The 24,069-nt window shown below is 70.0% G+C and carries 17 protein-coding genes; 2 read left to right on the top strand and 15 right to left on the bottom strand.

Features of this window, described 5'->3' with window-relative positions; all coding sequences use genetic code 11:
- Nucleotide 1: 1 nt before the first annotated feature.
- The 8 genes from ABIA33_RS13025 to ABIA33_RS12990 all read right to left on the bottom strand — a co-directional run bounded on the left by ABIA33_RS13025 (nucleotide 2) and on the right by ABIA33_RS12990 (nucleotide 11,483).
- Nucleotides 2-1,582 carry an ArnT family glycosyltransferase gene (locus tag ABIA33_RS13025; protein ID WP_370080704.1) on the bottom strand — a complete coding sequence of 527 codons (1,581 nt, stop codon included), beginning with the start codon at nucleotides 1,580-1,582 and terminating at the stop codon, nucleotides 2-4.
- Nucleotides 1,583-1,663: 81 nt separating this feature from the next.
- Nucleotides 1,664-3,571, bottom strand: a complete 1,908-nt coding sequence (gene dxs, locus ABIA33_RS13020; RefSeq protein WP_370080702.1) for a 1-deoxy-D-xylulose-5-phosphate synthase — start codon at nucleotides 3,569-3,571, stop codon at nucleotides 1,664-1,666.
- A gap of 245 nt (nucleotides 3,572-3,816) precedes the next feature.
- Complete coding sequence (locus ABIA33_RS13015; protein ID WP_370080700.1) at nucleotides 3,817-5,079, bottom strand: sugar ABC transporter permease; 1,263 nt, start codon at nucleotides 5,077-5,079, stop codon at nucleotides 3,817-3,819.
- The gene (locus ABIA33_RS13010; RefSeq protein WP_370080697.1) at nucleotides 5,076-5,855 is read right to left on the bottom strand and encodes an ATP-binding cassette domain-containing protein; all 780 of its coding nucleotides are present in this window, start codon (nucleotides 5,853-5,855) and stop codon (nucleotides 5,076-5,078) included. The genes ABIA33_RS13015 and ABIA33_RS13010 overlap by 4 nt, the downstream gene beginning before the upstream one ends.
- Nucleotides 5,856-6,018: 163 nt before the next feature.
- Nucleotides 6,019-7,140: a sugar ABC transporter substrate-binding protein gene (locus ABIA33_RS13005; RefSeq protein WP_370080695.1), complete on the bottom strand. Its 1,122-nt coding sequence runs from the start codon at nucleotides 7,138-7,140 to the stop codon at nucleotides 6,019-6,021.
- A gap of 121 nt (nucleotides 7,141-7,261) precedes the next feature.
- Nucleotides 7,262-8,482, bottom strand: coding sequence for an ROK family protein (locus ABIA33_RS13000; RefSeq protein ID WP_370080936.1), 1,221 nt, complete (start codon nucleotides 8,480-8,482; stop codon nucleotides 7,262-7,264).
- Nucleotides 8,483-8,687: 205 nt separating this feature from the next.
- Nucleotides 8,688-9,980, bottom strand: a complete 1,293-nt coding sequence (locus ABIA33_RS12995) for an MFS transporter (protein WP_370080693.1) — start codon at nucleotides 9,978-9,980, stop codon at nucleotides 8,688-8,690.
- 111 nt (nucleotides 9,981-10,091) lie between these two features.
- The gene (locus ABIA33_RS12990) at nucleotides 10,092-11,483 is read right to left on the bottom strand and encodes a GH1 family beta-glucosidase (protein ID WP_370080690.1); all 1,392 of its coding nucleotides are present in this window, start codon (nucleotides 11,481-11,483) and stop codon (nucleotides 10,092-10,094) included.
- A 109-nt stretch (nucleotides 11,484-11,592) separates the two neighbouring features.
- On the opposite strand from ABIA33_RS12990, the gene ABIA33_RS12985 reads away from it, so the two are divergent.
- On the top strand, nucleotides 11,593-12,222 hold the full coding sequence (locus ABIA33_RS12985; protein ID WP_370080688.1) for a TetR/AcrR family transcriptional regulator: 630 nt from the start codon (nucleotides 11,593-11,595) through the stop codon (nucleotides 12,220-12,222).
- 114 nt (nucleotides 12,223-12,336) lie between these two features.
- On the opposite strand, the gene acnA is transcribed toward ABIA33_RS12985, so the two are convergent.
- From acnA to ABIA33_RS12950, 7 genes are all read right to left on the bottom strand, one after another.
- Complete coding sequence (gene acnA, locus ABIA33_RS12980) at nucleotides 12,337-15,045, bottom strand: aconitate hydratase AcnA (protein ID WP_370080686.1); 2,709 nt, start codon at nucleotides 15,043-15,045, stop codon at nucleotides 12,337-12,339.
- Nucleotides 15,046-15,233: 188 nt separating this feature from the next.
- A complete protein-coding gene (gene argF, locus ABIA33_RS12975) occupies nucleotides 15,234-16,235 on the bottom strand; it encodes an ornithine carbamoyltransferase (RefSeq protein WP_370080684.1) in 1,002 nt (333 codons plus the stop codon).
- A gap of 77 nt (nucleotides 16,236-16,312) precedes the next feature.
- Nucleotides 16,313-16,828 (bottom strand): GNAT family N-acetyltransferase, encoded by a 516-nt coding sequence (locus ABIA33_RS12970; protein WP_370080682.1) that lies wholly within the window; start codon nucleotides 16,826-16,828, stop codon nucleotides 16,313-16,315.
- 118 nt (nucleotides 16,829-16,946) lie between these two features.
- Nucleotides 16,947-19,583 carry a polynucleotide kinase-phosphatase gene (locus tag ABIA33_RS12965; RefSeq protein WP_370080680.1) on the bottom strand — a complete coding sequence of 879 codons (2,637 nt, stop codon included), beginning with the start codon at nucleotides 19,581-19,583 and terminating at the stop codon, nucleotides 16,947-16,949.
- On the bottom strand, nucleotides 19,580-21,145 hold the full coding sequence (locus ABIA33_RS12960; protein WP_370080678.1) for a 3' terminal RNA ribose 2'-O-methyltransferase Hen1: 1,566 nt from the start codon (nucleotides 21,143-21,145) through the stop codon (nucleotides 19,580-19,582). Before ABIA33_RS12960 ends, ABIA33_RS12965 begins: the two co-directional genes overlap by 4 nt.
- 79 nt (nucleotides 21,146-21,224) lie before the next feature.
- Nucleotides 21,225-21,722, bottom strand: a complete 498-nt coding sequence (locus tag ABIA33_RS12955) for a hypothetical protein (protein WP_370080676.1) — start codon at nucleotides 21,720-21,722, stop codon at nucleotides 21,225-21,227.
- A 220-nt stretch (nucleotides 21,723-21,942) separates the two neighbouring features.
- Entirely contained in the window at nucleotides 21,943-22,719 is a 777-nt protein-coding gene (locus ABIA33_RS12950; RefSeq protein ID WP_370080674.1) for a sigma 54 modulation/S30EA ribosomal C-terminal domain-containing protein, read from the bottom strand.
- 363 nt (nucleotides 22,720-23,082) lie between these two features.
- Here ABIA33_RS12950 and ABIA33_RS12945 point away from each other — a divergent pair, with 363 nt between their 5' ends.
- On the top strand, nucleotides 23,083-24,027 hold the full coding sequence (locus tag ABIA33_RS12945) for a VIT1/CCC1 transporter family protein (protein ID WP_370080672.1): 945 nt from the start codon (nucleotides 23,083-23,085) through the stop codon (nucleotides 24,025-24,027).
- The last annotated feature ends 42 nt before the right edge of the window (nucleotides 24,028-24,069 follow it).

Genomic DNA, 24,069 nt, shown 5'->3' with positions numbered 1-24,069 from the left:
GTCACGGCTTCCCTTGGAGTGAGGACGGGGGGCGCACACAGGCCGGAGAGCCCTTGAGACGGTAGATCACCGCGGTGCCGTCGATCTCGACCTGCTGGTAGTGGGCGGCCAGCAGGGCGCGCATGGGGGCGATGTACTTGGGCGCGTACGGGGCATTGCCGGAGTCGTCCACGATGATCTCCGGCAGCTGCTGCGACATCTCGGCGTCGAAGGTCTTCCAGGCGTCCGCGACGCCCTGGTCCACCCCGACGCTCTGGGCGTCACGGCCGCCCGAGAAGTTGGTGAGCAGCCCGGCGGTGAGGTAGCGGGACGCCGGGCGGCGGTCCGCCAGCCAGTACATCTCCGGATGCATGCCCCAGACCAGGACGGAGTCCTGCGGCGCGGTGTCCTGGGTGACGTCGGCGGCGACGGAGACGGCGTGCTGCAGCGGCTGGTGCGGCCAGAAGAAGCCGAGTCCGCAGAACACCGCACTGGCGACGGCGGTGTAGATCAGCACCGGCCGCCAGCGGGCCGCGCCCCGGACCACCGCGCCGACTCCTAGCAGGACCAGCGGCGGCACCAGCTGCAGGTAGTAGTGGCCGAAGAAGTGGAACCCGGTGATCACTCCGAGCCAGGACGAGCCGAACCAGACCCACAGGTCGGCGTCCTCGCTCAGACGGCGCCAGCGGCGCGCGAGCGGGATGAGCAGGCCCAGCGCCGCGGCCGCCAGGATGGCGCTGTTGCCCAGGGCGCGGCCGATCATGGTGAGCCAGGAACCGCCCAGGGAGGCGTAGTCGCTACTGCCGGTGATCACCCAGAACAGGAAGTTCCTGACGCCGGTGGAGAGCGCGATCACGGCCACCGGCAGCCCGAAGCCGAAGGCCAGCGCGGGCAGGGAGGCCCGGGTCGCGGTGCCGCCGTACCGGCGCCCGTCGCGCCAGAGCAGCCACAGGACGGCGAAGAGCACCGCGCCACCGGTCTGCTTGGTCAGCGCGGCGGCTGCGGTGGCTGCCCCGGCCGGTCCCCAGCGGCGGTTCTGGGCGAACCAGAAGGCCGCGGCCGTGGCCGGAAGCATGAAGACCTCGAAGGTCGCCGCCTGACTGTCCTCCGGCGAGAGGCCGATGGAGACCAGCAGGTACAGCGCCCCGGCGGCGGCTCCCGCGCGGTTGCCCCACCGCTTTCGGGCGATCGCGGCCAGCAGCACCGCGGTGGCCAGGTGGGCGCCGATGGCGAGCACCCGCAGCGGCCACAGCGAGGCCGAGCCGAACAGCGCGAACGCGCCCTCGTACAGCCAGGGCAGCAGTGGCGGCTTGCGGTCCACGACGGTGTCGTAGAGCACCCCGCCGCCGGCGAGCATCCGCGCCTGGGTGGCGAGGTAGCCCTCGTCCGGACTCCACACGGTGCGTGCGAAGGAGGGCAGATGCGTGAGTACCGCCAGCACGCCGAGCAGGGGGACGAGCCGCGCCCAGTAACCGGTGCGCATGGCCTCGCGGGCCCGCGCGACCAGCTCGCCCAGCGCCGGCCGGGCAAGCGGCAGCGCTACCGCGGAGCCGCCCGCACGGGGCGCCGGCCCTCGGCGACGGTCTGACGGCTCCTTCAACACACCAGCCACGCTACCCGGCTACTCCGTCGTCACGCAGGCGGGTCTCAAATGTCCGTGCGTGCACCACGCAGTTCGCCCGGGTCAGACCACGAGCCCGCCGCTGTCCTGCTTGGCGACGAACGCGGCCACCCGCTCGGCGATGGCCGGGCCGGTCAGACCGATCTGCTCCATGATCTCGTTGCGGCTGGCGTGGTCGAGGAACTCCTGCGGGATGCCGAAGTCGCGCAGCGGCACGTCCACCCCGGCGTCACGCAGGGCCTGCGCGATCGTCGCGCCGACACCGCCGACCCGGCCGTTGTCCTCGACCGTGACCACGACCCGGTGCTCCGCGGCGAGCGCGGGTAGCACCGGGTCGACCGGCTTGACCCAGCGCGGGTCGACGACGGTGCTGCTGATGCCCTGGGCGGCGAGCAGCTCGGCGGCGTGCAGGCAGGTCGGCGCCATCGCGCCGACGGAGACCAGCAGCACGTCCGCGCGGGTCGAGCCGACCGGCTCCCCGCCGTCGCGCAGCACGTCCATACCGCCGATCCGGCCCATGGCCGGGATCGGGGCGCCGACGCTGCCCTTGGAGTAGCGCACCACCGTAGGAGCGTCCGCGACCGCGACGGCCTCGCGGAGCTGGGCGCGCAGTTGGTCCGCGTCACGCGGCGCGGCGAGCCGCAGGCCGGGGACGACCTGCAGGATCGACATGTCCCACATGCCGTTGTGGCTGGCTCCGTCGGTGCCGGTGACCCCGGCGCGGTCCAGCACGAAGGTCACCCCGCACCGGTGCAGCGCCACATCCATCAGCACCTGGTCGAAGGCCCGGTTCAGGAACGTCGCGTACACGGCCACGACCGGGTGCAGCCCACCGGTGGCAAGCCCCGCCGCGCTCACGGCGGCGTGCTGCTCGGCGATCCCGACATCGAAGATCCGCTCCGGGAACTCCTTGGCGAAGGGCGCTAGGCCGACCGGGTGAAGCATGGCGGCGGTGATCGCGACCAGGTCGCGGCGCTCGCGGCCGAGCGCGACCATCTCCTCGCCGAACACCGAGGTCCAGTCCTGGCCCGCGGTCTTCACGGGCAACCCGGTGTCGGGGTGGATCACTCCCACGGCGTGGAAGCGGTCCTCCTCGTTCTGCTCGGCCGCGCGGTAGCCGCGGCCCTTCTGGGTGAGGCAGTGCACGATGACCGGGCCGCCGAAGCCCTTGGCGCGCTTGAGCGCGGACTCCAGGGCCTGCTCGTCGTGGCCGTCGATGGGGCCGACGTACTTCAGCCCCAGGTCCTCGAACATGCCCTGCGGGGCGATGAAGTCCTTGAGGCCCTTCTTGGCGCCGTGCAGGGTCTCGAAGATCTGCTGGCCGACGACCGGGGTGCGCTGCAGCGCCTCCTTGCCCCAGGACAGGAAGCGCTCGTAGCCCTGGGTGGTGCGCAGCGTGGCGAGGTGGTTGGCGAGGCCGCCGATGGTGGGCGAGTAGGAGCGCTCGTTGTCGTTGACGACGATGATCAGCGGGCGGTCCTGGGCCTCGGCGATGTTGTTCAGCGCCTCCCAGGCCATGCCGCCGGTCAGCGCGCCGTCGCCGATCACCGCGACCACGTAGCGGTCGTCCAGGCCCTGCAGCTCGTTGGCCTTGGCCAGGCCGTCGGCGTAGCCGAGGACGGTCGAGGCGTGCGAGTTCTCGATCACGTCGTGCTCGGACTCGGCCCGCGAGGGGTAACCGGACAGGCCGCCCTTCACCCGTAGCTCGGAGAAGTCCTGACGACCCGTGAGCAGCTTGTGCACGTAGCTCTGGTGGCCGGTGTCGAAGAGGACCCGGTCCTTCGGCGAGTCGAACACCCGGTGCAGCGCGATGGTGAGTTCCACGACGCCGAGGTTGGGGCCGAGGTGGCCGCCCGTCTTGGAAACCTCCTCGACGAGGAAGCCCCGGATCTCCTCGGCCAGGACAGCGAGCTGCCCTGGGGTGAGCCGGTCCAGGTCGCGGGGTCCCCGAATGCGGGTCAGCAGGGCCACCCGTTCCTCCTTCGTCTTTCTTCGCCTTTTGAGCTGGAAGAGCTGAGTCTAGTAGGGACCTGGACGGACGACTGCCCGGCACCGGAGCGGAACGGTGCCGGGCAGTCGCTTTCCACCGGCCTCAACCGGAGCGGACCTCCCCCTCAGAGGTCCAACCCCGGATCGGCTGGGCCGGCGGGTTCGGTGAGACCCGCGCTCGGGTCTCGGGGCGGTCCGTACTCGGGACGCTCGGGCGCCGGTCGGTCTTAGGCGCGGCCGGCCGACTTCTGCGTCCTGCGGGAGATCGAGTCGATGATCACGGCGGCCAGCAGAACGCCACCGGTGATCATGTACTCGACCGAGTTGGCCAGGCCGAGCAGGTCCAGGCCGGTCTTGATGGACTGGATGACCAGCACGCCGAGCAGTGCCGACCAGACGCTGCCGCGACCGCCGAAGAGGCTGGTACCACCGATGACGGCGGCCGCGATGGCCAGCATCAGGTTGATCGGGTCGCTACCGGCCTGGTTGGCGGAGGTGATCTGGGCGGCGATGATCAGACCGCCGAGGGCCGCGAAGCCACCGGAGATCGCGAACACCGTGATCCGGACCATGGCGACGTTGATACCGGCGCGGCGGGCCGCCTCGATGCCGCCGCCGACCGCGAAGACCTTGCGGCCGTACGAGGTACGGCGCAGCACGAAGTCCGCGATGACGAGGGCGATCAGGAAGAACACCAGGGCGTTGGGCACGCCGGTGTGCTGGTTCAGCACATAGGCGGCGACGAAGGCGGCAACGCCGAGCAGCCCCGCGCGCAGCGCGATCTCGCTGGTGGGGCGGAACGGGACGCCAGCCTTGCGGCGGCGGTTCTGCTCCAGCAGCGAGCCTGTCAGCATGGCGCCCACGGCCACGGCGGCCAGGATGTAGCCGCCGGCGACGTCTCCGCCCAGGAAGAAGGAGCTGCCGCCGAGCAGGTGGATGAAGCCGGTGTCGGCCAGGTTGATGGTGCCGGTGTTGCCCAGCAGTGCCAGCATCAGGCCTTGCCAGCCCAGGAAGCCGGCCAGGGTGACCACGAAGGCCGGGACGCCGATCTTGGCGAAGATCCAGCCCTGCAGCGCGCCGATCCCGATCCCGGTGAGCAGGGTCAGCAGGCCGGCCAGCCAGATGTTCACCCCGTGGGTGACCGAGAGCACCGCGAAGACGGCGGCGGCGAGGCCGCTGACCGAGCCGACGGACAAGTCGATCTCACCCAGCAGCAGGACGAAGACCAGGCCGATCGCGAGGGTCCCGATCCCGACCATGTAGTACGCGATGGTCTCGAAGTTGGCCGCGGTGAGGAACGTCTTGTTCTCGATGCCGAAGACGATCCAGATCACGATCAGCCCGACGACGACCGGCAGCGAGCCGAGCTCGCCACCACGCACCTTGCGCTTGAACTCCGTGAGGTAGCCCTTGAGGCCCTCCTCACGGACCAGCAGGCGCGGGTCCGTGACCGGTACGGCGGGGGTGTTGATGTCGGTCTCGTTACTCACTTCGACGCCTCCGTCGTACGTGCCTGACGACGGGTCACCGCATTGTCGGTGGCGCCGGTGATCGCCGCGATGATGGTCTCCTGAGTGGTCCCCGCCATGGGGAAGGAGCCGTTGTTCTTGCCGAGCCGCAGCACCGAGACGTTGTCCGCGACCGCGCGCACATCCGCCATGTTGTGGCTGATCAGGATGACCCCGAGGTTCCGCTCGCGGAGCCGCTCGACCAGGTCGAGGACCTGCGCGGTCTGCTCGACGCCGAGGGCGGCGGTGGGCTCGTCCAGGATCACGACCTTGGGGTCGCCGACCATCGCGCGGGCGATGGCCACCACCTGGCGCTGCCCACCGGAGAGGCTCGCCACCGGGATGCGCACGCTGGGGATGCGGATGGACAGGGTCTGGAGCAGTTCCAGCGCCTTCTGCTCCATGGAGACCTCGTCCAGGACGCCGCGACGGATGATCTCGCGCCCGAGGAAGAGGTTGTTGACGACATCGAGGTTGTCGCAGAGCGCCAGGTCCTGGTAAACGGTGGCTACGCCGAGGTGCTGGGCGTCCTGCGGCCGGTGGATGTTCACCGGCTTGCCCTCCCACTCGATGACGCCCTCGTCGATCGGGTGCACTCCAGCGACCGTCTTGACCAGGGTGGACTTTCCTGCGCCGTTGTCACCGACCAGGGCGACGACCTCTCCGGCATGGACCTCCAGCTCGACGTCCGTCAGTGCCTGGACTGCACCGAACCGCTTGGAGACCCCGCGCAACGCCAGTACGGGTGCGCTTGTCACGTGAACCAACTCCTTGGGGTCCGGGGTTCCCCCCGGGAAATAACTGCCACCCGGTGCCTCGGGTGGGCTGCCGCGCCGTCCCTGGCGCAGACGAGGTACGCAAAAACCATGGTCCCGCGCGACGCCCCGTGCGGGAATCCCGCACGGGGCGACGATGCGACGACTACTTGATGCCGGCGGCGGTGCAGGCGGCCGCGTAGGCCGAGGTGCAGATGTCGCTGGCGGTGTAGAGGCCGTCGGCGACGACCGTGCTCTCGACGTTGGCCTTGGTCACCAGGACCGGGGTCAGCAGGTCGGACGGCACGTTGTCGCCGGATCCGCTGGTCTTGGTGCTGGTGGCGATGGTGGTGACGGCGGGCTGGCCGTTGAGCAGGGCCACGGCGAGGGTCGCGGCGGCCTCGGCCTCGGGCTTGTAGGCCTTGTAGACCGTGTAGCTCTGGGTGCCGGAGATGATCCGCTGGATGGCGTCCAGCTGGGCGTCCTGGCCACCGATCGGCAGGCTGGAGAGGCCCGCGTTCTTCATCGAGGTGACGATACCGGCGGCCATGCCGTCGTTGGCCGAGTAGAAGCCGGCGATGTTCTTGGCACCGAGCTGGGTGATCGCGGCGGCGGCCTTCTGGGCGGCGACGTCAGGCTTCCACAGGCCCGAGGCGTCGTAGGCGATGTTCACCTTGCCGGCGACGGCGGTCTGGAAGCCCTTCTTGAAGTCGGCGGCGTTCGGGTCGGCCGAGTCACCGTCGATCTCGACGATCTTGGCCGACGGGGTGGCCTTGGCGCCGAGGGCGTCCAGCAGGCCCTGGCCCTGCAGCTCGCCGACCTTCACGTTGTCGAAGGAGACGTACGCGGAGACCGGGCCCTGGGCGAGGCGGTCGTACGCGATGACCTTGATGCCCTTGGCGACCGCGGCCTGGACCGAGGTCTTGATGGCGGCGGAGTCCTGGGCGTCCAGGATCAGCACCTTCACACCCTGGTTGATCATCGACGTGACCTGCTGGGCCTGCGTGGTCGCGCTGCCCGCGGCGTTGTCGTAGATGATGTTGGCCGACGGGGCCAGTGCCTTGATCTTCGCCTCGATCAGGGGCTTGTCGAACTTCTCGTAGCGCGTGGTCTGGTTCTCGGGGAGAAGCAGACCAATGCTCCCACCGGCGGCGGCAGAGGTGCCGGCCGAGGAAGAGGAGGAGGAAGACGCAGTGCTGGTGCTGCCGGCCTTGCCACAGGCGGCCATTCCGAGAGCCATGGAGACCGCAGCGGTCGCGACCACGGTACGGCGGAGAGAAGTGTTCATGTTTTGGGGTGCCTCCCTGACGCGGTCGCGGCTTTGCGACCGAGGTGTCTGGGAGTCAACCTCCCAGGTGAGTCTGGCGTCAATAAGTAAAACCTGACTACCAGCAATCCGAACCCATTCGTTATCTTCCTGAAGGCATGACTGCAACCGAACGAGTGGAATCCCTACTCTCAACGGCGGGCAATGCCCCGGAATCTCCCATTTCGGACATTACCAGCGCCAAGGCTCCAAGGACCTCAGCGCGGCCGCCAAGAGTTCCCGGGACCACCGAAAGCTGCCGGGCGGCACTGGGGATGGCGTACCGGGCGACGGACTCCCGGATCGGGTCCAGCACGAGGTCGCCGGCCTCGGCGAGATCGCCGCCGAGTATCACCCGGCGCGGGTTCAGCAGGTTGCAGAGGTTGGCGACGCCGGTGCCGATCTGCCGTCCCACGTCGGCGAGCACCCGACGGCAGCCGAGGTCGCCGCGCTGGGCCAGCTGGACCACCTTCGGCAGCGTCAGGTCAGCGCCGTGGCTGCTGTTGAGCAGGTTCAGGATGTGCCGTGAGCCCACGAAGGTCTCCAGGCAGCCCCGGTTGCCGCAGCGGCACACCGGGCCCGACTCGTCCAGGGTGATGTGGCCGATCTCGCCGGCCGTTCCGCCCGGCCCGCGGTAGATCTGCCCGGAGATCACCAGCCCGGCGCCGACGCCGCTGGCGACCTTGATGTAGGCGAGGTCGGACAGGCCGCGCCCCGCCCCCCAGACCAGTTCGCCGAGCGCGCCGAGGTTGGCGTCGTTGTCGACGTAGACGGGCATCCCCAGCCGGCTGGAAAGCTCCCGGCCGGGGGCGATGCCGGTCCAGCCGGGAAGGATGGCGGTGGAGCCGAGCGCGCCGGTCTCCCCGTCGATGGGCCCGGGCACGCCGAGCCCGACGCCGATCACCTTGTCCGGGCGGAAGCCGGTCTGCTCCAGCAACCGGGCCACCAACTGCTCGGCCCGGCCGAAGCCCTGGTCGGCGGAGGCGTCGGTGTCGAGCGGCTCACTCTCCTCGGCGAGCACCCGGTGGGCCAGGTTCCCCACCGCGACGCGGAGGTGCGTGTGACCGAAGTCGACCCCCACCACGATGCCGGCGTCGGCGCTCAGCGAGACGCTGCGGGCGCGCCGGCCCCCCGAGGAGGTCGGGGTGACGACGACGGTTCCGACTTCCTTCAGTTCCCGGACGATGTTCGACACCGTCGCGGCCGAGAGGCCGGTGGTCCGGGCGATCTCGGCCTGGGTCAGCGACCCGGCCATCCGGACGGCCTTGAGCACCCGTTCCAGGTTGGCGCGGTGCAGGGATGACTGCGACCCCGGCGTGTCCACGGACATGTTCCACCCTCCCGAGCCCCGGCGACACGACCGTCCACCGGGGCTCTGCCGCGTCGTTGCGGCGGAGCTCAGTTACAACTTGTGAAGCCTAAGCTCAGCTAATCGGGTGATGTCACGTCAAGACTGAAGACCGATCGTTGTGAAACCTATGCCGCAAACCAATCTAAAACGGTCGGACCGGAAACCGCTTGGCGGGGTCTCAGGCGACCGAACGGACCCGCCGCACCAGCAGTCCGCCCAGCACCGTGGCCAGCGCCGTGGCCAGATAGAGACCCGTGTAGCCGCCTGCCGCCGCGACGATCGGGGCGGCGATGGCAGGGGCGAGCACCTGCGGGCCTGAGTTCGCAATGTTGATGACACCGAGATCCTTGGCCCGGTCCAGCGCGGTCGGCAGCACCTGGGTCACCAGGGCCTGGTCCACCGCCAGGTAGACGCCGAAGCCCGCGCCCAGGACCGCGGCGGCGACCATCGCGGCCGTCCAGCTGTGGACAAAGGCCAGCAGCACCGCGGCGGCTGCCATGACCAGGCTGGAGATCACCACGAAGACCTTCCGCCGGCCGATCCGGTCGGAGACCCGACCGACCGGGACGGCGGTGAGCGCGGCGCAGAGGGTGTAGATCACTGTGAGTATCAGCACACCGGTGCCGGGGTCCGCGTAGTGCACCGAGTCGGTGAGGTAGAAGAGCAGGTACAGCGTGCCCAGGGCGTTGCCCAGGTTGATCAGGAAGCGGGTCAGCCAGGCCCAGGCGAAGTCCGGGTGCAGCCGCGGGCTGATCCAGAATCCGGCCAGCAGCCGGCGCAGGTCGAAGGCGGGGCGCAGCGCGCGCGGGAGCACCGGCTCGGCGAACCACAGTACGAAGGGCAGCGCCAGCAGCACGGTGAGCAGCGCCAGAGTGCCGTAGCCCGACCAGACGCCGGTGAACACCAGGGTGGTGAGCAGCGCACCGAAGACCAGGCCGAAGGACTGCATGATCCCGGTCCAACCGGAGACCTCGGCCCGCTGCTCGACCGGGACCCGGTCGGCAACCGGGGTGGTGACTCCGGCGAGCATGGCGTTGAGGCCGGCCTGGGCGAGGCACCAGCCGACGGCGACGCCGGGCACGGTGTGCTGGGCCGCGGTGAAGGCGAGCCCGGCGGCGCCGGCCAGGGCCCCGCCGACGATCCAGGGTCGGCGGCGGCCGAAGCGGCTCACGGTTCGGTCGGACAGAGCCCCGGCCAGGGGGTTGACGACGACGGCGACCAGAGCGCCGATTCCGGTGACCCAGGCCAGGGCGGTGGACTTGTGGGCGGGGTCGATGTGCTCCAGTTGCAGCGGCAGCAGGATCTGGATCGGCGTCATGAAGGCCATGAAGACGGCCAGCGTGGACAGGCTGAGCGAGGCCGTCCACGCGGCGCGGACCCGCGCGGTGGGCTCCGCCAGGGCGGCGGGCGGCGTGGCACCGGACTGGCCCTCGTGACCCTGCAGCGGCGTGTCCGCACTGACTCGGCGCATCTGCTCTCCCAAGCTGGAGAACATGAGATCATCTCATGTTTGCGTGAGTGTAGCGGCGCTCCAGGGCCCGGCCAAGGGGGTTGGAACAAGGGGGTTGGAAGCTGTTTGAGGTCAGTGGGTCCTGGATGCGGCGCGATGTGCGGCGATCCGGTCCCGGTACCAGGCGTAGGACGCCTTGGGCGTGCGGACCTGGGTCTCGAAGTCCACGTGGACCAGCCCGAAGCGCTGGTGGTAGCCCTCGGCCCACTCGAAGTTGTCCAGCAGCGACCAGGTGAAGTAGCCCCGGACGTCGACGCCTTGGGCGACCGCGTCCGCCACCGCGTCGATGTGGTCGCGAAGGTAGTCGATCCGCGCCTGGTCCAGGACCTGACCGTCGACCGGCCGGTCCGGCTGCGAGCAGCCGTTCTCGGTGATCCACACGGGCGGCAAGGCGTCCCCGTAGCGCTCCTTGGTGCGCACCAGCAGTTCGGTCAGCCCGTCCGGGACCACCGGCCAGCCGAAGTGCGTCCGGCGGTACCGGTCGGCGTCGGGCTCCACCAGCTCGAACGGGAGCCCGGAGTCGGGCGCGGTCGGGGCCTTGATCCAGCTGGGGTTGTAGTAGTTGACGCCGAGTCCGTCCAGGGGTGCGGAGATGGCCGCCAGGTCACCGTCCCGGACCAGGCCGCCCCAACTCGGGTCGGCCACGCCGTAGACGGACAGGTCGGGGTAACGACCCAACAGCAAAGGGTCGTTGAAGAGCCGGTTGTGGAGGTTGTCGTAGGCCTCGGCGGCGGCGCGGTCTGCCTCCGAGCCGGCGCCGTCGCGGTCGGCGTCGGCGAGGCGTACCGGGGTGCAGTTGTTGGCGATCAGCACCTCCTGGGCACCGCGCTCGCGCAGCGCGGCGACGGCCAGACCGTGGGCGAGCAGCTGGTGGTGGGCGGCCGGGAGGGCTTCGAACATCAGGGCGCGGCCGGGGGCGTGCACCCCGTAGGCGTAACCGAAGGCCATGTGCACGAAGGGCTCGTTGAGAGTGATCCAGCGCTTGACGCGGTCGCCCAGGCGGTCGGCGACGACGGCGGCGTACTCGGCGAAGCGGTACGCGGTGTCCCGGTTCAGCCAGCCGCCCTCGTCCTCGAGGGCCTGCGGAAGGTCCCAGTGGAACAGCGTCGGGGTGGGCGTGACTCCGTTCCCCAGCAGCTCGTCCACCAGGCGGTCGTAGAAGTCCAGGCCTTCGCTGTTGACGGCTCCGCTTCCGCTCGGCCGGATCCGGGGCCAGGAGAGCGAGAAGCGGTAGGCGTCCAGGCCGAGGCCCTTCATCAGGGCGACGTCCTCGGGGTAGCGGTGGTAGTGGTCGCAGGCGGTGTCCCCGGTGTGGCCGTCCCTGACCGCACCGGGACGGGCGGTGAAGGTGTCCCAGACGGACGGGCCCTTCCCTCCCTCGGTGGCGGCGCCCTCGATCTGGTACGAGGCCGTGGAGGCCCCCCAGCTGAACGAGGAGGGGAGCTGCCGCAGGGGGTCCGTCATGGGTGACCGTCTCCTTCACGTACCGGGGCACATATCGGACGAGCAGAACATGAGTACTCCTCGCCTTATCTGTTCGCCAACGCTACACCCGATCCGGCACAGTGAGAGCATGCAAAGTGCAGTGCGCCGCCGTCCCGTCCAGCGCCGCAGCCTGGAGCGGTTCGAGCGGATCCTCGACTCCTGCGCGGAGCTCCTGGACGAGGTCGGCTACACCGGCCTCACCACCAAGGAGGTCGCCCGCCGCGCGCAGGTGCCGATCGGCACGCTCTACCAGTTCTTCCCGGGTATCGAAGGTCTGCTCGGCGCCCTCGCGGAACGCAATCTGGAGCACTTCGTCGACCGGCTCTCCCGCCGCGTCGAGGCCGAACAGCCCACGCACGTGGGCACGCTGGTGGACCTCGCGGTCGAGGAGTACGTCGCCATGCACCGCGCCGTCCCCGGCTTCGGCGTGGTCGACTTCGGGGCGGTCGGGGTGGAGGACCACGACAGCATCCATCTGCTGGACGATGTGCTCGACAACAACTCCGCCGTGGCCGAACGTCTGTGGACCCTCGTCTCCGGTCTCCTCGCCGCCGAGGACACCGACCCGGCCCACCCGCGACCCAACCCCCGTCTCGCCCTGCGCGTCGCCCTGGAGTGCGCCGACGCCATCCTCCGCCTCGCCTTCCGCACCGACCCCGACGGCGACCCCGTCCTCATCGCCGAGTGCAAGCGCCTGCTCCGCGTCTACCTCGCCTGAACGGCACAGCACCTGGACGGCACGGCAGACGGCCGGCCCGCTCCCCCTGAGGGGAACGGGCCGGCCGTCGACGTTGCGTCAGAGATCGCTGCGTCAGAGATCAGAGGCCAGTGCCTACTTGGCGATCAGCGAGCGCAGCACGTACTGCAGGATGCCGCCGTTGCGGTAGTAGTCCGCCTCGCCGGGGGTGTCGATGCGCACCTTGGCGTCAAACTCCACGTCGCCTGCCGTGACCTTGACGGTCTCCGGGATGCCGCCGTCGTTGAGCGCGGTCACGCCGGTGATGGAGAAGGTCTCCTCGCCGGTCAGACCGAGCGCGTCGGCGCTGGCGCCCTCGGGGAACTGCAGCGGCAGCACCCCCATGCCGATCAGGTTGGAGCGGTGGATCCGCTCGTAGGACTCGGCGACGACGGCCTTGACGCCCAGCAGCGCGGTGCCCTTCGCGGCCCAGTCGCGGGACGAGCCCGAGCCGTACTCCTTGCCCGCCAGGATCACCAGCGGGATGCCGGCGGCCTGGTAGTTCTCCGCGGCGTCGTAGATGAACGACACCGGCGAGTCGGTCTGGGTGAAGTCGCGGGTGTAGCCGCCCTCGGTGCCCGGCGCGATCTGGTTGCGCAGGCGGATGTTGGCGAAGGTCCCGCGGATCATCACCTCGTGGTTGCCGCGGCGCGAGCCGTACGAGTTGAAGTCGCGCTTCTCCACGCCGTGCTCGGTGAGGTACTGCGCGGCCGGGGTGCCCGGCTTGATGTTGCCGGCCGGGGAGATGTGGTCGGTGGTGACCGAGTCACCCAGCTTCGCCAGGACGCGGGCGCCGGCGATGTCCACGACCGGGCTCGGCTTGTGCGCCATGCCCTCGAAGTACGGGGGCTTGCGGACGTAGGTGGACTCGCTGTCCCACTCGAAGGTGTTGCCGGTGGGGATCGACAGCGACTGCCAGCGGTGGTCGCCCGCGAAGACGTCCGCGTAGTCCTTGGTGAACATGTCCTGGTCGATCGAGGAGGCGACGACCTCGGCGATCTCCTGCTCCGACGGCCAGATGTCCGCCAGGTAGACCGGCTTGCCGTCCGCGTCGATGCCCAGCGCGTCGCGGGTGATGTCGACGTTCATGTTGCCGGCGATGGCGTAGGCGACGACCAGCGGCGGCGACGCCAGGTAGTTCATCTTGACGTCGGGGTTGATCCGGCCCTCGAAGTTGCGGTTGCCCGAGAGCACCGAGACGACCGCGAGGTCGTGCTCGTTGACGGCGGCCGAGACCTCCTCTGGCAGCGGGCCCGAGTTGCCGATGCAGGTGACGCAGCCGTAGCCGACCAGGTTGAAGCCCAGCTTCTCCATGTAGGGAGTGAGGCCGGCCTTCTCGTAGTAGTCCATGACGACCTTGGACCCGGGGGCCAGCGTGGTCTTGACCCACGGCTTGGCGTGCAGACCCCGCTCCACGGCCTTCTTGGCGAGCAGGGCGGCGCCCAGCATCACCGAGGGGTTGGAGGTGTTGGTGCAGGAGGTGATCGAGGCGATCACAACCGCGCCGTTGTCGATCTCGTACGTCGTCCCGTCCGGGGCGGTGACCAGGGTCGGCTTGTGGATGCCGTTGCTCGTCGCCGGGGCGTCGGAGGCCGGGAAGGACTCCTCGCCGGACTCGTCCGAGGTGCTGATGTAGTCGCGGACCGCGCTGCGGAACTTCTCGGCGGCCTCGGCGAGGATGACCCGGTCCTGCGGGCGCTTGGGGCCGGCGATGGAGGGGACCACCGAGGCCAGGTCCAGCTCGATGTACTCGGAGTAGACCGGCTCGACGGACGGGTCGTGCCACAGGCCCTGGGTCTTGGCGTAGGCCTCGACCAGCGCGAGCTGCTGCTCGGAGCGGCCGGTCAGCTTGAGGTAGGTGATCGTCTCGGCGTCGATCGGGAAGATGGCGCAGGTGGAACCGAACTCCGGCGACATGTTGCCGATGGTGGCGCGGTTCGCGAGCGGGATGGAGGCGACGCCCTCGCCGTAGAACTCGACGAACTTGCCGACGACGCCGTGCTTGCGCAGCATCTCGGTGATGGTGAGCACCAGGTCGGTGGCGGTGGCACCGGCCGGCAGCGCACCGTTCAGCTTGAAGCCGACCACGCGCGGGATCAGCATGGACACCGGCTGGCCCAGCATCGCGGCCTCGGCCTCGATGCCGCCGACGCCCCAACCCAGCACGCCCAGGCCGTTGACCATGGTGGTGTGCGAGTCGGTGCCGACGCAGGTGTCCGGGTAGGCCTGGCCGTTGCGGACCATGACCGTGCGGGCCAGGTGCTCGATGTTGACCTGGTGCACGATGCCGGTGCCCGGCGGGACGACCTTGAACTCGTCGAACGCGGTCTGGCCCCAGCGCAGGAACTGGTAGCGCTCCTTGTTGCGGCCGTACTCGATCTCGACGTTCTGCGCGAAGGAGTCCCTGGTGCCGAACTTGTCGGCGATGACGGAGTGGTCGATGACCAGTTCGGCCGGGGCGAGGGGGTTGATCTTCGCCGGGTCGCCGCCCAGCTCCTTGACGGCCTCACGCATGGTCGCCAGGTCGACGACGCAAGGGACACCGGTGAAGTCCTGCATGATCACGCGGGCGGGCGTGAACTGGATCTCCTGGCTGGGCTGCGCGGTGGCGTCCCAGTTGCTCAGCGCGCGGATGTGGGCGGCGGTGATGTTCGCGCCGTCCTCCGTGCGGAGCAGGTTCTCCAGGAGCACCTTCAGGCTGTAGGGAAGGCGCTCGGCGCCCTCGACCTTGTCCAGCTTGAAGATCTCGTACGACTCGTCGCCCACCTGCAGCGAGCTGCGGGCGTCGAAGCTGTTGGCGGACACGACTGTCTCCCTGGGTGTCTCTCTGGTGCACGGTCTGACGGTGCTCAGGATATCTTGACGTCGAGATAACCATAGTGCATACCCGCCGCAGCAGCGACGCCGGATGGGGGGCCGAACGGGGCAAGCCGCGCGGCCGTCCGCGGCGTGGACGTACGAGCGGCGGTAGGCGCCACTGGTGGCGCGGAGCGTCAGTCGCCCAGGGTCGCGACCATGATCGCCTTGATGGTGTGCAAGCGGTTCTCGGCCTGATCGAAGACCACGGAGTGCTCCGACTCGAACAGCTCGTCAGTGACCTCCAACTCGGTCAGCCCGGTGGTCGCGTGCAACTGCCGGGCGACCTCGGTGCCCAGGTCGTGGAAGGCCGGCAGGCAGTGCAGGAACTTCACGGACGGATTGCCGGTCGCCCGGACGGTGTCCATCGACACCTGGTACGGCAGCAGCTGCTCGATCCGCTCCGCCCAGACCTCCTTCGGCTCGCCCATCGACACCCACACGTCGGTGTAGAGGAAGTCAACGCCGCGCACGCCCTCAGCCACGTCCTCCGTGAGCATGATCCGCGCACCTGTGTTCCCGGCCAGCCTGCGCGCCTCGGCCTGGACCTCCTCCGTCGGCCACAGCTGCCGCGGCGCGACCATCCGGATGTCCAGGCCCAGCAGCGCGCCGGTGACCAGCAGCGAGTGGCCCATGTTGTTGCGGGCGTCGCCCAGGTACGCGAGGGCGACCTCGGGCAGCGGCTTGGTGCTGTGCTCCCGCACGGTGAGGATGTCGGCCAGCATCTGGGTGGGATGCCACTCGTCCGTCAGTCCGTTCCACACCGGGACACCGGCGTGGGCGGCGAGCTCCTCGACGATCTCCTGTCCGTACCCCCGGTACTCGATGCCGTCGAACATCCGGCCGAGCACTCGAGCGGTGTCCTTCACCGACTCCTTGGCGCCCAGATGGGAGCCGCTGGGGTCGAGGTACGTGGTGTGCGCGCCCTGGTCGGCCGCCGCGACCTCGAAGGAGCAGCGGGTGCGGGTGGACCCCTTCTCGAAGACCAGGGCGATGTTCTTGCCGCGCAGCCTCGGCTGCTCGGTGCCCGCGTACTTGGCCGCCTTCAGCTGGGCCGACAGGTCGAGCAGGAAGCGGAACTCCTGGGGGGTGAAGTCCAGCTCCTTGAGGAAGTGCCGGTGCCGCAGGTTGAAGGCCATGTCGGACTCCTGAGGTGACGGGGGCGTTGATTCAGGAATTCTATACGCAACTGAGCATGATTATGCAGTCCTGTCCGTCATCCGAGCGGCAACTCCATCTCCAGTTCGCAGGCCGTCGGGTCGAGCGGGTACGGAGTGGTGCGGCCGGTGCGCACGAATCCGCGCCGCTCGTAGTAGGCGATCGCGCGGGTGTTGGACTCGTGCACCTCCAGCAGCATCCGGGAGACCGCCGGCTCGGTGCGTGACCAGGCCACGACCGCGTCCAGCAGGCGGTCGGTCACCCCGAGCTTGCCGCCCCGATGGTCGGGGTGCACCCACACGCCGACCAACCAGGCGATCTCCGGGTCGTCGCCCGGCACGTAGGCGTGCATCGCACCGACCCACGCCCCGGTCGACTCGTCCACCGCGACATAGCCGGTGTTGCCGGGCTTGGTGTTGCGGGCAGCCCGGGAGTCCCACTCCTCCGCCGGGCGGTCGAGTGCGTCCTGATAGGTCTCCAGATAGGCCATCGGCGTGTCCTGCAGCATCTGCAGGCGGAGGGTGCGGCAGCGCTCACCGTCCTCGGCCCGGACGCGGTCGATGCGGTAACTCATGTCGCTCCACTTTCAGTAGCGGTGTCTCTTGGGCCACGGTGGCTCTGGGTCTGTCGTGCTCTCAGTGGTCTGTCGTGCTCTCAGTGGTCTGTCGTGCACTCAGGGGTCTGTCGCGCACTCAGAGCCGGGGGTCGACCGGCTCCGACTCGAGGGCGAGTACGGCGAACACGGCCTCGTGCACCCGCCACAGCGGCTCGTGCGCGGCGAGGCGGTCCAGCGCCTCCAGGCCGAGGGCGTACTCGCGCAGGGCGAGCGAGCGCTTGTGGCCGAGGGCGCGCGAGCGCAGCCGGTCGAGGTTGGCCGGGAGGGTGTAGTCGGGGCCGTAGATGATCCGCAGGTACTCCCGGCCGCGGACCTTCACGCCGGGCTGGACGAGACGTCCGCCGTCGGGACGGACCAGCGAGTCCAGCGGCTTGACGACCATGCCCTCTCCCCCGTTGCCGGTCAGTTCCTCCCACCAGGCGACAGCGGCGGCGACCGACTGCTCGTCAGCGGTGTCGACCAGGAGGCGGCCGGTGCGGTGGAGCAGGCCAGAGGTGCGGCGCGAAGCGCCTCGGTCCGGGGTGGCGGTGGACGACGGGCCAGCCGGGTCGGCCGCGACGAGGCGGTCGATCCAGGCGAGGTGCTGGTCGTGCGAGCGGACGGCGAGGTTGGCGCCCTCGGCGGCGAGGATCTGGAACGGGGCCAGCCTGATCCCGTCCAGCCCGTCCACCGGCCAGCAGTAGCGGCGGTACGCCTCGGTGAACGCGGCGGCGTCCGCATGGCGGGCCGTCTGACGGGTCGCCAGGTCCGCGACATCGACGTCACGTGCGCGAGCCGCGTCCAGCGCTGCGAGGGCAGCGGGCAGCGCCGCGCCCGCCGCCGCGCCCACTGCCGCGTACTGGCGGCGCAGCAGGCCCTCGGCCTTCAGCGACCAGGGCATCAGCTCGGCGTCCAGCAGCAGCCAGTCGCTGTCCAGGTCACCGAAAAGGCCGGAGTCGGTCGCAGCGGTACGCAACCGATCCAGGATCGCGGCGGTCAGTGTGTCGTCGTCCAGGAACGCACGTCCGGTGCGGGTCCAGATCGCGCCGCCGGTGGGAACGCCGAAACGCTTCTCCAGTGCGGCTTCGTTCGCGCCGAGCAGCACCACGGCGCGCGAGCCCATGTGCTTCTCCTCGCACACGACCTGCCGGACGCCGTCGGCGAGGTAGCCGGAGAACGCCTCCTCCGGGTGTTCCAGGTAGCCCTCGCGGCGCGAGGTGGCGACCGGGGCCATGGTCGGCGGCAGGTAGGCGAGCAGGCGCGGGTCGAGCGCGAAGCGGCTCATCACCTCGAGCGCTGCGGCGGCATTCTCCTCCCGGACCGAGACCCGCCCGTGGTTGGCGGTCTCGACGATGCGGCGACCGGCGACGTCGCCGAGCGCGAGGGGACGACCCTCGCGGGCGCCGGGGGCGTCCGAGATCAGCGGGCGGACCGGCTCGTACCAGACCTGCTCGGCCTCGACCTCGACGAGCGAGCGCTCCGGGTAGCGCAGCGCGGTCATGCTGCCGCCGAAGACGCAGCCGGTGTCCAGACAGATGGTGTTGTTGACGAAGCTCGCCGTCGGGGTCGGGGTGTGGCCGTAGACGACCAGGGCGCGGCCCCGGTACTCCTCGGCCCACGGGTAGCGCACGGGCAGGCCGTACTCGTCGGTCTCGCCGGTGGTGTCGCCGTAGAGGGCGTGCGAGCGGACCCGGCCGGAGGTGCGGCCGTGGTACCGCTCCGGCAGCCCGGCGTGGCAGACGACGAGGTTGCCGCCGTCCAGGACGTAGTGGCTGACCAGCCCGTCGATGAAGCGGCGCACCTCGGCGACAAAGTCCGGCGGTTCGGCGGCGAGCTGGTCCAGGGACTCCTGCAGGCCGTGACTGATCGTCACCTTGCGTCCGGACAGGGCGCGGCCGAGCTTGTTCTCGTGGTTGCCGGGAACGCAGAGGGCGTTTCCGGACGCGACCATGCCCATGACCAGGCGCAGCACGCCCGGGGTGTCCGGGCCGCGGTCGACCAGGTCGCCGACGAACACGGCGGTGCGGCCGTCCGGGTGTGCGGCGTCGACCGCGCGGCCTTCCTCGTCGCGGGTGACGCCATAGCCCAGCCGGCCGAGCAGGGTGACCAGTTCGGACCGGCAGCCGTGGATGTCGCCGATGATGTCGAAGGGCCCGGTGACGTGGCGCAGGTCGTTGTAGCGTTTCTCGTACACGATCTCGGCGGCCTCGACCTCGGCGGCGCCGCGCAGGATGTGGACCTTGCGGAAGCCCTCGCGCTCCAGGAACTTCAGCGAGCGGCGCAGCTCGCGCTGCTGACGCTGGATGACATGCGGGCTGAACCCGGCCCGGTCGGGACGCAGTGCGTTGCGCTCGGCGCAGACCTGCGGCGGGACGTCGAGCACGATCGCGATCGGCAGCACGTCGTACTCGCGGGCGAGGTTGACCAGCTGCCGCCGGGCCTCGGGCTGAACGTTGGTGGCGTCCACGACGGTGAGGCGCCCGGCCGCGAGGCGCTTGCCCGCGATGTAGTGGAGCACGTCGAAGGCGTCCGGGGTCGCCGCCTGGTCGTTGGGGTCGTCGGAGACCAGGCCGCGGCAGGTGTCGGAGGAGACCACCTGAGTGGGGAGGAAGTGCCGGGCAGCGAAGCTGGACTTGCCGGACCCGGTGGTGCCGACCAGGACGACCAGAGAGAGGTCGGGGACGGGGAGCGGGCGCGTGTCGCTCGCCCTGCTCATCTCGCGCGTGTCGCTCATCGGGCGGCTGCTTCCTGGACGGTGGTGCGTACGAACGTGGCGAGCTGGGTCGGCGGGCCGACCTCGGGGTCGTCCGGGCCGACGGGTGCGAACCCGACGGTGTAGCCGTAGCGGTCGGCGACCTCTCCGGCCCAGATCCGGAACTGGGTGCGGTCCCACTCGAACCGGTGGTCGGCATGGCGGACGTGCCCGGCCGGGAGGGACTCCCAGCGGACGTTGTACTCGGCGTTGGGCGTGGTCACGACGACCGTGCCGGGGCGCGCGGCACCGAACACCGCGTACTCCAGGGCGGGCAGCCGGGGCGGGTCGACGTGCTCGATGACCTCGGAGAGCACCGCGGCGTCATAGCCGGTGAGGCGGGCGTCGGTGTAGGTGAGCGCGCCCTGGACCAGACGGACGCGCTGCGCCTGGCGCTCGGACATTCGGTCCAGGTGCAGTCGTCGGGCGGCGATGGCGAGGGCGCGCGAGGACACGTCCACGCCGAGGATCTCGGTGACGCGCGGCTCCTTGAGCAGCGCGGCCACGAGACTGCCCTCGCCGCAGCCGAGGTCCACGACACGAGTCGCGCCGGCGGCCCTCAGCACGTCCATGATCGCCTCGCGGCGGTGGACCGCGAGCGGGGTCGGCCGGGGCTCGGCCGCGTCCGTCCCCGTCTCCGTCTCCGTCTCTGTCCCCGTCTCCGTTTCCGTCTCCGTCGGGGTCTGGTCCGGGGCCCCGTCCGAGTTCTCGTCCGGTGTCTCCTCGGGGACGGCGTTGTCGATCTCCTCGACCTCGCGGTCGTCGGCCTCGGCGAGCCGGGCCAGTTCCAGCTGCTCCATCGCACTGCGGGTCAGCGACCAGCGGCGGGCCAGGTAGCGTCGGGTGATCAGGGCCAGCTCGGGATGCTCGCCGAGCCATCCGCCGCCCACCCGCAGCAGCTTGTCGACCTCGTCGGGTGAGACCCAGTAGTGCTTGGCGTCGTCGAGCACCGGCAGCAGGATGTAGAGCTGGCTCAGCGCGTCGGCCAGACGCAGCGTGCCGAACAGTTCCAACCGCACGTACCGCGAGTCGCCCCACTCGGGGAAGGAGTCGTCGAGCGGGATCGGCTCTGCCTCAACCTGCCAGCCGAGCGGTTCGAACAGGCGGCGGACGAGCTGCGGGCCACTGTCCTGGCCTGCCTTCGCGGGCAGCGCGGGGACGGTGATCCTCAGCGGAAGCGGGTTCGCGGCGAGTTCAGGACGCTGGTCGCAGCGGCCCTTCATCGCGCTCCTGAAGACCGCGCTCAGCGCGACCGCGAGCAGCGAGGAAGCAGCGTAGGGGCGGTCGTTGACGTACTGCGCGAGGGCGAAGTCGGGCGATCCGCCTCGGCCCTTGCCGCGGCCTCGTCGGACCAGCCCGATCGGATCGACCTCCAACAGCAGTGCGGCAGTGCAACGCTGCTCGGTCGCCTCGGGGTAGAAGACGTGCGCGAGCCCGTGGGAGGTGGCGAACGACTGGGCCTTGCCCGGGTGCTTGTGCAGCAGAAAACCCAGGTCGGTGGCCGGTCGCTCGGGGGAGCCGAAGGTGCTGATCGTCAGGAACACACGGTCGAGTATCGCGTGGCACGCAGGCTCCGCACACGTGGTTTTGGAGCCGAGACCGGGTTCTGTCCAGGGTCTCGTTCTAGTCGGCGGTCGCGCCGACGGGCTCGTGCCGCGTGGCGGGGAACGTCGTGGTTCGGGTGCTGCGGGCGCTCACGAGCGCGACGAGGGAGAGCACCAGCAGCACCGACTCCACGAGGAGGCTGAGGAGACCGAGCGGTTCGGTCCAGTTGCCCTTGTCGTCGCCGTAGCCGGGGAGCCCCGGGCCGCGCGAGAGAGCGAAGCCGAGCAGCGGGCCCGCCGAGACGCCCATGGCCAGCAGCCAGGCGGCGCGGTACAGGCGGGTCCCGGGCCCGGCGACGAGAAGCACCGCCGACAACACGCCGACGGCCTCCAGCGCGAAGTACCCCAGGGCGACGTAGCCCGGCGACTTGCTCCCCGGGAAGCCGCCCTGGTCCTGCACGTGGATCCACACCACGCCCAGGCACAGGACGGCGGCGGAGAGACCGGTCGGGGACGTCCGTCGCGGCGGACGACGTTCGAGCGGGCGGTGCCGACCTTGATGTGAGGATGCTGCCACAGGGATTCCTCTGCAGTGGGACTGGCAATGTCACTCGCGGCGCCGACGGCAGGATTCTATGCACCGGCCCTGGCCGGGCGAATCCGATCACGGACTCCCGCTCGATTCACCGGCGATATGCCCTCGGGGCAGGGTATTCCTGGCGGAACCGCTCACCTGCCGGCGGGAACACATTACCGATACCTTACGGAATTGTCCCTGGCGTTTCGAAGGCAGCCCTTTATGCCTGCGGGAGCAGAAGGCCGTAGTGGCCGTCGTAGCGCTTGTAGAGCATGGCGCCCCGGGCCTCGCGGTTCGTGGCGTCCGCGAAGAACATGAAAGGCAGTCCGGTGAGGTTCAGACGTGCTGCGGCCTGGTTGGCCGTCAGGTGCGGGGCGGGCCGCGGGCGGACCGTGAAGGAGAGGTTGCGCCGACGTGGTGGGCCGTTCCTGGTGGAGAGCTGGGCCACGCTGTAGCCGGTGGGGCCGGAGCGGAAGACCATACTGTCCTGCCCGGTGTCGGAGTCGGAGAACATGTGGCAGTCGTAGTCCATCGCATCCATGCGGAAGGCGGCCTCGTCCACGGTCTCGCAGCGCAGCGTGACGGGCTTGCACCGGACGATCCGGGTCCGGGGGACGGAAAGCGAGTCCTCGCCGGCGTGCTGGTGCGGCGAATCGAGCGGCGCGCCGACCACCAGGCCGTGGTAGGGGGCGTCAGAGCGCAGTAGCCGTACCAGGCGGTCCCGCAGTCGCTCCCGGAGCAGCTGGATCGCCTGGTGCATGCTGTGAGCGGCGGTCTGGGCCCGGAGCGGAATGCCACCGATGTCCAGATTGCCCTGGGTGACTGCAGGGAGCGGCAGGGTCCAGTCCGTGAGGCGGGTCAGTTTGATGCGTGCCTGCCGGATCAGTAGGTCGGCATCGCAGTCCAGCTGCTCGATGCTGTCGCGAGCCAGGCGGCGCGCGTCCTCCCCTATCTCGCCGCGCGTCTCGACCGTCACTGTGAAGGGTGATGTGTTCACGGGAGCTCCTGCTGCTCGATGGCGGCGGTTTCCTCGGCCCGGCGGCACCGTACTCCGTATTCTGGCGACGGAATCCGCTTCCAGATGGAGGGGTACTTCGGCCGGTGCGCGGTGACTTTACCCGGCGTCGCGTATGTCGTGGATCGGATTTCAATCACAGGCACCACATTGGCATCTCCCAACGGAGAGGTGCCGCCGATGTGGTGCCTCGGTGACTGGAAACGAATCGGTAACGCCTCTTCGGGACAAATCGTCTTGGCAGGGGCCTGTTCGGGGGTACGTTCCGACCGAGGACGCGCGCAAGGGAAGTTCCACAAGAATGCCCGGGGGCAGTCCCCTTCGATTCGACCTGGAGTTGTGGGCATGGCCGCAGATACCCAATGGCAGGACCTGTATCCAGACCCGTCGGCCGAGCAGGAGAGCGACTGGCAGCGCTCGTTGCACGTGGTGCCGATGGGTCAGAACCCCGTCGATCCGCAGGAGCCGGCGTACTGGCAGCAGTATGCGGACGGGCCGCCGGCGCGGGAGCAGGCCGCCGTTCCGGAGGAGGCGGCCTATCCGCCCCCGCGCGACCTGGGCCGGGCCGAGGCGAGGAGGCGTGTCCTGGGCGCGCGCCACCGAACCCTCCAGCACCGCGACGTGTCGGGCGGCTGGCTGCGTCCCGCAGTCTTCGGCGCCATGGACGGTCTGGTCACCAACGCTTCGCTGATCGCGGGCGTCGGCGGCGGCGGGGCCGCCAACCACACCATCGTGCTGACGGGGCTGGCCGGCCTGATCGCCGGCGCGTTCTCCATGGCCACTGGCGAGTACATCTCGGTCTGCTCGCAGAACGAGCTCACCGAGGCCGAGGTTGCGGTCGAGCAGCTCCAGCACTGGCGCAATCCCCAGGGCGAGGAGCGGGAACTCGCCCAGGTCTTCGTCACCCGGGGCGTCGAACCCGAGGTCGCCGAGCTCGTCGCCCGGCAGATCTCCGCCGACCCGCGCCAGGCCGTGAAGGTCCATGTGCGCGAGGAACTCGGCATCGATCCTGACGACCTGCCATCGCCCTGGACGGCAGCGGGCGCATCCTTCGCCTCGTTCACCGTCGGCGCGCTACTGCCGCTGATGCCGTATCTCTTCGGCATCCCGGCCGCCTTCGTGCTGGCCCTGCTCCTCGCCGGGGTGGCGTCGTTCGCGGGCGGCGCGGCCGTCGCCCAACTCACCGGTCGCCCGCCGCTGCAGGGCGGGCTGCGCCAGTTCGGGCTCGGTGCCCTCGCGACCGGCATGACATTCCTCGTCGGCCTGCTCGTGGGAGCACATGTCTCCTGACCTTGAACTTCTGGGACCGCACCCTTCTGGGACCGCACCCTT

Origin of the sequence: Streptacidiphilus sp. MAP12-16 (genome assembly GCF_041262165.1) — a bacterium.
GTDB lineage: Bacteria > Actinomycetota > Actinomycetes > Streptomycetales > Streptomycetaceae > Streptacidiphilus.
This window is presented reverse-complemented; position numbering and strand designations above follow the sequence as displayed.

What these genes read in the sequence shown, in the direction of transcription:
- ABIA33_RS12995 (WP_370080693.1), bottom strand. Translation starts at nt 9,980, where the DNA reads ATGCGCCGAGTCAGTGCGGACACGCCGCTGCAGGGTCACGAGGGCCAG.
- ABIA33_RS13005 (WP_370080695.1), bottom strand. Translation starts at nt 7,140, where the DNA reads ATGAACACTTCTCTCCGCCGTACCGTGGTCGCGACCGCTGCGGTCTCC.
- ABIA33_RS12970 (WP_370080682.1), bottom strand. Translation starts at nt 16,828, where the DNA reads ATGAGTTACCGCATCGACCGCGTCCGGGCCGAGGACGGTGAGCGCTGC.
- ABIA33_RS12965 (WP_370080680.1), bottom strand. Translation starts at nt 19,583, where the DNA reads ATGAGCGACACGCGCGAGATGAGCAGGGCGAGCGACACGCGCCCGCTC.
- ABIA33_RS12990 (WP_370080690.1), bottom strand. Translation starts at nt 11,483, where the DNA reads ATGACGGACCCCCTGCGGCAGCTCCCCTCCTCGTTCAGCTGGGGGGCC.
- ABIA33_RS12945 (WP_370080672.1), top strand. Translation starts at nt 23,083, where the DNA reads ATGGCCGCAGATACCCAATGGCAGGACCTGTATCCAGACCCGTCGGCC.
- ABIA33_RS12985 (WP_370080688.1), top strand. Translation starts at nt 11,593, where the DNA reads ATGCAAAGTGCAGTGCGCCGCCGTCCCGTCCAGCGCCGCAGCCTGGAG.
- argF (WP_370080684.1), bottom strand. Translation starts at nt 16,235, where the DNA reads ATGGCCTTCAACCTGCGGCACCGGCACTTCCTCAAGGAGCTGGACTTC.